Origin of the sequence: Undibacterium sp. Di27W (assembly GCF_049340345.1) — a bacterium.
Classification (GTDB): domain Bacteria; phylum Pseudomonadota; class Gammaproteobacteria; order Burkholderiales; family Burkholderiaceae_D; genus Undibacterium.
The window spans coordinates 247,048-255,657 of the sequence record NZ_JBMPOS010000012.1; the positions used below are offsets into that span (position 1 = coordinate 247,048).

8 protein-coding genes and 1 tRNA gene are annotated in these 8,610 nt (G+C 48.7%); all 9 read right to left on the reverse strand.

What is annotated here, in order from left to right; all coding sequences use genetic code 11:
- Positions 1–72 precede the first annotated feature (72 nt).
- Complete coding sequence (gene rpoB, locus ACO0LF_RS23005; RefSeq protein WP_423009241.1) at positions 73–4,179, reverse strand: DNA-directed RNA polymerase subunit beta; 4,107 nt, start codon at positions 4,177–4,179, stop codon at positions 73–75.
- A 222-nt stretch (positions 4,180–4,401) separates the two neighbouring features.
- Positions 4,402–4,770 (reverse strand): 50S ribosomal protein L7/L12, encoded by a 369-nt coding sequence (rplL, locus tag ACO0LF_RS23010; RefSeq protein WP_423018250.1) that lies wholly within the window; start codon positions 4,768–4,770, stop codon positions 4,402–4,404.
- 52 nt (positions 4,771–4,822) lie between these two features.
- Positions 4,823–5,362: a 50S ribosomal protein L10 gene (rplJ, locus tag ACO0LF_RS23015; RefSeq protein ID WP_423009239.1), complete on the reverse strand. Its 540-nt coding sequence runs from the start codon at positions 5,360–5,362 to the stop codon at positions 4,823–4,825.
- Positions 5,363–5,657: 295 nt separating this feature from the next.
- Positions 5,658–6,353 (reverse strand): 50S ribosomal protein L1, encoded by a 696-nt coding sequence (rplA, locus tag ACO0LF_RS23020; protein ID WP_186956790.1) that lies wholly within the window; start codon positions 6,351–6,353, stop codon positions 5,658–5,660.
- Positions 6,353–6,784, reverse strand: a complete 432-nt coding sequence (gene rplK / locus ACO0LF_RS23025) for a 50S ribosomal protein L11 (RefSeq protein WP_186956792.1) — start codon at positions 6,782–6,784, stop codon at positions 6,353–6,355. Before rplK ends, rplA begins: the two co-directional genes overlap by 1 nt.
- Before the next feature lie 159 nt (positions 6,785–6,943).
- Positions 6,944–7,537 (reverse strand): transcription termination/antitermination protein NusG, encoded by a 594-nt coding sequence (nusG, locus tag ACO0LF_RS23030; protein WP_186956794.1) that lies wholly within the window; start codon positions 7,535–7,537, stop codon positions 6,944–6,946.
- Entirely contained in the window at positions 7,537–7,920 is a 384-nt protein-coding gene (gene secE, locus ACO0LF_RS23035; protein ID WP_423018252.1) for a preprotein translocase subunit SecE, read from the reverse strand. Before secE ends, nusG begins: the two co-directional genes overlap by 1 nt.
- Before the next feature lie 36 nt (positions 7,921–7,956).
- Positions 7,957–8,032, reverse strand: a tRNA-Trp gene (locus tag ACO0LF_RS23040).
- Positions 8,033–8,101: 69 nt separating this feature from the next.
- Positions 8,102–8,610, reverse strand: a 509-nt coding sequence (locus ACO0LF_RS23045; RefSeq protein ID WP_423018254.1) for an EF-Tu/IF-2/RF-3 family GTPase, incomplete at its 5' end; no start/stop codon positions are given.

An 8,610-nucleotide genomic window follows, 5' to 3' on the forward strand; every position in this document is an offset into this window, starting at 1 on the left:
TGCCAGGTTTAACGGCCATCGCCCGAATGCTATTCGGGCGATGGCTTTACTGCAATTACAAAACTAAACTTCTTAGCTACGTTCGAGATCGATATCGATACCCAGAGAGCGGATTTCTTTGACCAGAACGTTGAAGGACTCAGGCATGCCAGCGTCGATCACATGGTCTCCCTTGACCAGGTTTTCATACACTTTGGTACGGCCATTCACGTCATCGGACTTGACTGTCAACATCTCTTGCAAGACGTAAGACGCGCCGTAAGCTTCCAGTGCCCAGACTTCCATCTCACCGAAACGCTGACCACCGAACTGTGCTTTACCGCCCAGTGGTTGCTGCGTGACCAGAGAGTAAGGACCGGTCGAACGTGCATGCATCTTGTCATCAACCAGATGATGCAATTTCAGTACGTGCATGTAACCCAGTGTGACTTTACGCTCAAACGCTTCACCAGTACGGCCATCAAACAGGGTGACCTGGTTTTTCGATGGTGTCATACCCAGTTGTGCAGCGATATGGTCAGGGAAGGCCAGATCCAGCATGCGACGGATTTCATCTTCATGCGCACCGTCAAATACCGGTGTTGCAAAAGGCACGCCATGTTTCAGGTTGTTGGTCAATTCCAGGATCTCTGCATCGGAGAAGCCGTCGATGTCTTCCTTCTTGCCAGATTCGTTATAAATCTTCTTCAGGAAATCACGCAGTTCTTCTACCTTGGCCTTGGCTTTCAGCATTTCGCCTATGCGCAAGCCCAGGCCTTTCGCTGCCCAGCCCAGGTGCACTTCCAGAACCTGACCGACGTTCATACGTGATGGAACACCCAGTGGGTTCAACACGATGTCTGCTGGTGTACCGTCAGCCATGTAAGGCATGTCTTCGATAGGCACGATACGGGAAACCACACCCTTGTTACCGTGACGACCCGCCATCTTGTCACCAGGTTGCAGGCGACGTTTAACAGCCAGGTAAACCTTGACCATTTTTTGTACGCCTGGCGGCAATTCATCGCCTTGCGTCAGCTTGGTACGTTTTTCTTCAAAAGCCAGATCGAACTGATGACGTTTTTCAGCGATGGAATCTTTCATCGCGACCAGCGCATTGGCTGCTTCATCAGATGCCAGGCGAATATCGAACCAGTGGTATTTATCCACGCTGGCCAGGTATTCCTTGGTGATCTTGGTGCCTTTTGCCAGTTTGGCCGGACCGCCATCAGCGATCTTGCCATCCAGCATACGTTCCAGACGCTCAAATGCATCGCGTTCAACGATACGCAGCTGATCGTTCAGGTCGAGGCGATAACGCTTCAACTCATCATCGATAATCTGTTGTGCACGTTTGTCGCGTTGTATGCCTTCGCGGGTGAACACTTGTACGTCGATAACTGTACCTACCATACCGGAAGGCACGCGCAGGGAAGTATCTTTTACGTCAGATGCTTTTTCACCGAAAATGGCACGCAGCAGTTTTTCTTCTGGTGTCAGTTGAGTTTCACCTTTTGGTGTCACTTTACCGACCAGGGTATCACCAGCGGTTACTTCAGCACCGATGTAGACGATACCGGATTCATCCAGACGTGCCAGTTGATTTTCTGCCAGGTTGGAGATATCGCGGGTAATTTCTTCCGCGCCCAACTTGGTGTCACGGGCAACAACCGACAACTCTTCGATATGAATCGAGGTATAGCGGTCATCAGCCACAACTTTTTCAGAGATCAGGATCGAATCTTCGAAGTTATAACCATTCCATGGCATGAACGCGACCAGCATGTTCTGACCCAGAGCCAATTCGCCCAGATCTGTGGATGCGCCGTCGGCCAATACGTCACCTTTTGCGACCAGATCGCCAACTTTGACGATAGGACGCTGGTTGATATTGGTGTTCTGGTTGGAACGGGTGTACTTGATGAGGTTGTAAATATCCACACCGACTTCACCAGCCTGTGCTTCAGCATCATTCACACGAATAACGATACGGCCCGCATCGATGTAATCAACTTTACCGCCACGCAGTGCCTGTACTGTGGTACCGGAATCGACTGCCACGGTACGTTCGATACCTGTACCAACGAATGCTTTTTCTGGACGCAAGCAAGGAACAGCCTGACGTTGCATGTTGGCACCCATCAACGCACGATTCGCATCATCGTGTTCGAGGAAGGGGATCAAGGAGGCAGCAACAGAAACCACCTGACCAGTAGCAACGTCCATGTACTGGATACGTTCTGGGGATACCAGGATCGTTTCGCCAGCTTCACGGGCAGAGACCAGTTCATCGATCAGTTTGCCTTCGCCATCGATCGTCGCATTCGCCTGAGCGATGATGTAACGACCTTCTTCAATCGCAGACAGGTAATCGATCTGGGATGTAATTTTGCTGTCGACTACTTTACGGTATGGTGTTTCCAGGAAACCGTATTCGTTCAGACGTGCATACAGCGCCAGCGAGTTGATCAAACCAATGTTTGGTCCCTCTGGTGTCTCAATCGGGCAGACGCGGCCATAGTGGGTAGGATGAACGTCGCGGACTTCAAAGCCGGCGCGCTCACGTGTCAAACCACCAGGTCCCAGGGCGGAAATACGACGCTTATGCGTAATTTCTGACAATGGGTTGGTCTGATCCATAAACTGGGACAATTGGGAAGAACCGAAGAACTCACGAATCGCAGCAGAAATAGGCTTGGAGTTGATCAGGTCATGCGGCATCAGGTTGTCGGCTTCAGCCTGACCCAGACGCTCTTTGACAGCACGTTCAACACGTACCAGACCAGCACGGAACTGGTTCTCAGCCAATTCACCGACGCAACGTACACGACGATTACCCAAGTGATCGATATCATCGACTTCGCCGCGACCATTGCGCAGCTCAACCAGGATCTTGATGACAGCCAATACGTCTTCGTTCGACAAAGTCATGGCGCCTGTCAGTTCATCACGGCCTATGCGGCGGTTGAACTTCATGCGGCCGACTGCGGACAGATCGTAACGTTCTTCACTGTAGAACAGGCCATTGAACAGGGCTTCAACAGAATCTTCTGTTGGTGGTTCACCAGGACGCATCATACGGTAGATGGCAACGCGGGCAGCCATCTGGTCAGCTGTGTCATCTGCACGCAGAGTCTGGGAAATGTAAGCACCCTGATCCAGGTCATTGGTGTACAAAGTCTGGATATCATTGACTTTGGCATCACGCAGGCGACCCAGCAATTCTTCTGTCAATTCATCATTGGCATTGGCGATGACTTCGCCAGTGTCTGCATCAACGATGTTTTTGGCCAGGACGCGACCCAGCAGGTAGTCTTCAGGCACGGAAATGTGCTTGATACCACCAGCTTCGATTTCACGTACATGCTTGGCATTGATACGCTTGTCTTTGGCAACGATGACTTTGCCATCTTTGTCGCTGATGTCAAAACGGGCAACTTCGCCACGCAAACGTTCAGCAACGAATTCCATCTCTGCGCCATCATTGTGCAGGCTGAAATTATCAAAGACAAAGAAATTGGCCAGAATCTGTTCATTGCTCATGCCTATGGCGCGCAGCAGGATAGTGACTGGCATCTTGCGACGACGGTCAATACGGAAGAACAGAATATCTTTAGGATCGAATTCAAAATCGAGCCAGGAACCACGGTAAGGAATGATCCTTGCCGAGAACAGCAGTTTGCCGGAAGAATGTGTCTTGCCGCGGTCATGTTCAAAGAACACGCCAGGGGAACGGTGCAACTGGGACACGATAACGCGCTCAGTACCGTTAATGACAAAAGAACCAGTGGTTGTCATCAAAGGCAATTCGCCCATGTAGACTTCCTGTTCTTTCATTTCTTTGACAACTGGCTTGGTTGGCGATTCCTTGTCCAGAATGACCAGACGCACTTTTGCACGCAAAGGCGATGCATAAGTCAATCCACGCAGTTGACATTCCTTGACGTCAAATGCAGGATCGCCTAAAACGTAGGACAGGAACTCCAGACGTGCGAAGCCATTGTGCGAAACAATAGGGAAAATCGAAGTGAAGGCTGACTGCAAGCCTTCATTTTTGCGAGTTGACGGTGTTCTGTCTTCTTGTAAAAAGCTCTGGTAAGACTCAATTTGAGTCGCCAGTAAGAACGGAACGTTGTGGACGTTGGCGCGCTTCGCAAAAGATTTACGAATACGCTTCTTCTCAGTAAATGAGTAGTGCATGGACACTCCGTGAGTGGCAAGGAAGGATAGAGAATTCAGGATTTTTGTCACAAAAACAACGCATAGCAACTCTGTGACAAAAAAACCTCAAGTCTCAACCCTCGGTCTTAATAAACAGCTAAACAACCCTGAACGACAAAGAAGCCAAAGAGGAACCCTCTCTTCCAAGAGGATTCCTGTCTTTGACTTGGGCAAATCCGAAGACTTGCCATGATACCTGAATTACTTGATGTCGGCTTTCGCGCCTGCATCTTCCAGTTTTTTCTTAGCTGCGTCAGCATCAGCTTTGGAAACTGCTTCTTTAACTGCTTTTGGTGCGCCATCAACCAGATCTTTAGCTTCTTTCAAGCCCAGACCAGTGATTTCACGAACTGCTTTAATGACGCCAACTTTGTTTGCGCCAACTTCAGCCAGAATTACGTTGAATTCTGTTTGTTCTTCAACTGCTGCTGCTGGACCTGCTGCTGCTGGGCCAGCTACTGCTGCTGCGGATACGCCAAATTTTTCTTCGAAAGCTTTTACCAGGTCGTTCAGGTCCATTACGGACATCGCGCCTACGGCTTCCAGGATATCGTCTTTGCTAATTGCCATTTGAAACTCCAATTAATTAATTACATTGATACGGTATTTGACGGAAAAAAACTTATTCTGCGACAGCTTCAGCAGCTTCTTCAGCTACTGGTGCTGCAGGAGAACCTGCTTCTTTCTGTGCTGCGACGGCTGCCAGAGCACGTGCGAAAGCAGATACAGGAGCCTGCATCATGCCAACCACTTGCGCCAACAATACTTCACGGCTAGGAATGCTTGCCAATGCGACAACGCCAGCTTTATCCAGCGATTTGCCTGCATAGTTACCCGCTTTAACAACCAGTTTGTCATTGCTTTTTGCAAAGTCTTGAACGACTTTAGCAGCAGCAACAGCATCTTCCGAGATTGCATAAATCAACGGACCAGTCATTTCAGAAGCGAGACTTGCAAATGCAGTTCCCTCAACAGCGCGACGTGCCAATGTGTTTTTCAACACACGCATGTATACGCCTTGAGCGCGTGCGCTAGCACGCAATTGCGTCAAATGACCGACCTGGATGCCACGATATTCGGCCACGACGATAGTCTGTGCAGTTGCTACTTTTGCAGAGACTTCAGCGACGACGGCTTTTTTGTCATTCAGATTGAGACTCACGGTCAACCTCCATTAATGATATTCAGTCCATACACCGGAATGATGTACTTCCCTCATATCGTTTCGAACACGGCGTCCGAAGTTAGGAGTTTCACTGGGGGACCAGTAATCACTACAAAACTTGTTCGGGTACACCATCTGCGTTGGGACCTGCCAATTGCTCTTCAGATATTAACCTCATGCTTGAAAACTACCCTCGCACACTCGGCCCAACGGTCTTTGACACTCTGGATGTTTGTTCAAAACATCCAGCCCAAAGATGCGCCCTGCATCAAACGATGCAGGGACTTAATTCTTAGCCTGCCAGATTAGCGTGATCTACACGTACACCTGCACCCATAGTGGATGAGATGGATACTTTACGCAGATACACACCTTTGCTGGATGCTGGTTTAGCTTTGTTCAAAGCTTCGATCAGTGCAACCAGGTTGGACTTCAGGTCACCATCAGCAAACGACTTACGGCCGATTGTTGTGTGGATGATACCTGCTTTGTCTGTACGGTATTGAACTTGACCAGCTTTTGCATTTTTAACTGCAGTAGCTACGTCAGGAGTCACTGTACCGACTTTAGGATTAGGCATCAAACCGCGTGGACCCAGGATCTGACCCAGAGTACCAACGATACGCATAGTGTCTGGAGAAGCGATCACTACGTCAAATGGCATGTCGCCAGCTTTAACGCGTTCAGCCAGGTCTTCCATACCAACGATATCAGCACCGGCAGCTTTCGCTTCTTCCGCTTTTGCACCTTGTGCAAATACGGCGACGCGTACTGTTTTGCCTGTACCAGCTGGCAATACCACTGCGCCACGAACAACCTGGTCAGATTTCTTAGGATCAACGCCCAGTTGTACGGATACGTCGATGGATTCGTTGAATTTTGCTGTTGCGCATTCTTTGATCAAAGCGATAGCATTGTCAAATGGATACACTTTCAGACGATCAACTTTCGTTGCCAGCAATTTTGCTTTTTTAGATAACTTAGCCATTACAGACCCTCTACCGTGATGCCCATGGAACGAGCAGAACCAGCAATAGTACGCACTGCTGCGTCCATATCAGCTGCTGTCAAATCAGCGCGTTTAACTGTCGCGATTTCTTCAGCTTGCTGGCGAGTGATTTTGCCAACTTTGTCTGTATGTGGTTTTGCAGAACCTTTAGTGATGCCAGCTGCTTTTTTGATCATGTAAGTTGCTGGAGGCGTCTTCATCACGAATGTGAAAGACTTGTCAGCAAATGCAGTGATCACAACAGGGATAGGCATGCCTGGTTCCATACCTTGGGTCTGTGCGTTGAACGCTTTGCAGAATTCCATGATATTCAAACCACGTTGACCCAGAGCTGGACCGATAGGTGGGGATGGGTTTGCTTTACCAGCTGGCACTTGCAGCTTGATAAAACCAATGATTTTCTTTGCCATGTTTGGCTCCTTCAAAAAATGAGTAGTAGCGCCTGTCAATGTCTTTTCACACTAACAGGCTCCTCCGCCTGCTGAGAGTTGTCTGCATTACACAAACAACGCTCTGACCCGTTTCAATAAATTGCTTTATTACGTACAGGTCAAACGTGAATACTGATCTTAAACTTTTTCAACCTGGGCAAATTCCAGCTCAACTGGAGTTGCACGACCGAAGATGGTAACAGTGACGCGGACTTTGGATTTCTCATAATTGACTTCTTCGACATTGCCGTTAAAGTCAGTAAAAGGACCATCCTTGATACGCACTACCTCACCTACTTCGTACAAGACTTTTGGCCTAGGTTTTTCTACGCCGTCTTGCATTTGCTGCAAAATCTTGTCGACTTCGTGCTGTGGTATCGGCGAAGGCTTGTTTGATTTACCACCGATAAAACCGGTTACCTTGCTGGTGTTTTTCACCAAATGCCAGGTATCGTCAGTCATTTCCATTTCTACGAAGACATAGCTAGGGAACAGACGACGCTCGGTCACTGCTTTCTTGCCATTTTTTACTTCTATGACTTCTTCAGTCGGCACCAGGATCTGACCGAACTTGTCTTGCATCTCTGCGCGTTCTATGCGCTCTACCAATGCACGATGCACGCTCTTTTCCATACCGGAATAAGCATGCACGGCGTACCATCTTTTAGCACTTTTAGGTACAGACACCGCTGGTGCTGTACCTTCTTCGTTTTCCTGAATGTTCTCGCTCATTATTTTTTCCATCCGAGGATTACGTCATACAACAAAAATCCGATCAACTGATCAGTGCCCCACAGGAAAAGCGCCATCACCAGAACAAAACCAAATACCACAGCCGTGATCTGACCAGCTTCTTTTCGTGTTGGCCAAACAACTTTCTTGGTTTCGCGCACAGCTTCTTTAGCAAAGCTGACAAAATCACGACCCATTTCAGAAGTTGCGATAAATCCAACAGCAACCAACAAACCAACTACCAAGGCAATGGCACGTATCCACGTTGCCTGTCCAGCGAGAATATAAAAAGCAGCAACACCGGCAATCGCAGCCACTACCGCCAAGATGACTTTGTACTTGTCATTGGATGTACTAACTGTTTGAACGGGATTATTAGACATACTTTATTTACTTTCGGTGGCCTGTGGCCTTGATGGTGGCAGGGGCGGAGGGAATCGAACCCGCGACCTTCGGTTTTGGAGACCGACGCTCTGCCAATTGAGCTACACCCCTACATCTTGACATTTACTGCACGCCTTACCTGGACAAGCCAGGCAAGACATGCATTTTACTACTTATTTATTACTCGATGATTTTAGCAACAACGCCAGCACCAACTGTACGGCCACCTTCACGGATAGCGAAGCGCAAGCCTTCTTCCATCGCGATCGGGTTGATCAGTTTTACTGTGATAGAAACGTTATCACCTGGCATAACCATTTCTTTGTCTTTCGGCAACTCGATCGAACCAGTTACGTCCGTTGTACGGAAGTAGAACTGTGGACGGTAGTTGTTGAAGAATGGTGTATGACGGCCACCTTCATCTTTGGACAGAACATAGATCTCGCCTGTGAAATGCGCATGTGGCTTGATCGAACCTGGCTTTGCCAACACTTGACCACGCTGGATATCTTCACGCTTTGTACCACGCAGCAATACGCCGACGTTGTCGCCTGCTTGACCTTGGTCGAGCAGTTTGCGGAACATTTCAACGCCAGTACATGTTGTTTTGACTGTGTCTTTGATACCAACGATTTCGATCTCTTCGCCAACTTTGACGATACCGCGTTCGATACGGCCAGTTACTACTG

Bases quoted from the DNA above. Each gene is read 5' to 3' on its own strand.
- rplL (WP_423018250.1), bottom strand. From the start codon at position 4,770: ATGGCAATTAGCAAAGACGATATCCTGGAAGCCGTAGGCGCGATGTCC.
- rplA (WP_186956790.1), bottom strand. From the start codon at position 6,353: ATGGCTAAGTTATCTAAAAAAGCAAAATTGCTGGCAACGAAAGTTGAT.
- nusG (WP_186956794.1), bottom strand. From the start codon at position 7,537: ATGAGCGAGAACATTCAGGAAAACGAAGAAGGTACAGCACCAGCGGTG.
- rplK (WP_186956792.1), bottom strand. From the start codon at position 6,784: ATGGCAAAGAAAATCATTGGTTTTATCAAGCTGCAAGTGCCAGCTGGT.
- rpoB (WP_423009241.1), bottom strand. From the start codon at position 4,179: ATGCACTACTCATTTACTGAGAAGAAGCGTATTCGTAAATCTTTTGCG.
- secE (WP_423018252.1), bottom strand. From the start codon at position 7,920: ATGTCTAATAATCCCGTTCAAACAGTTAGTACATCCAATGACAAGTAC.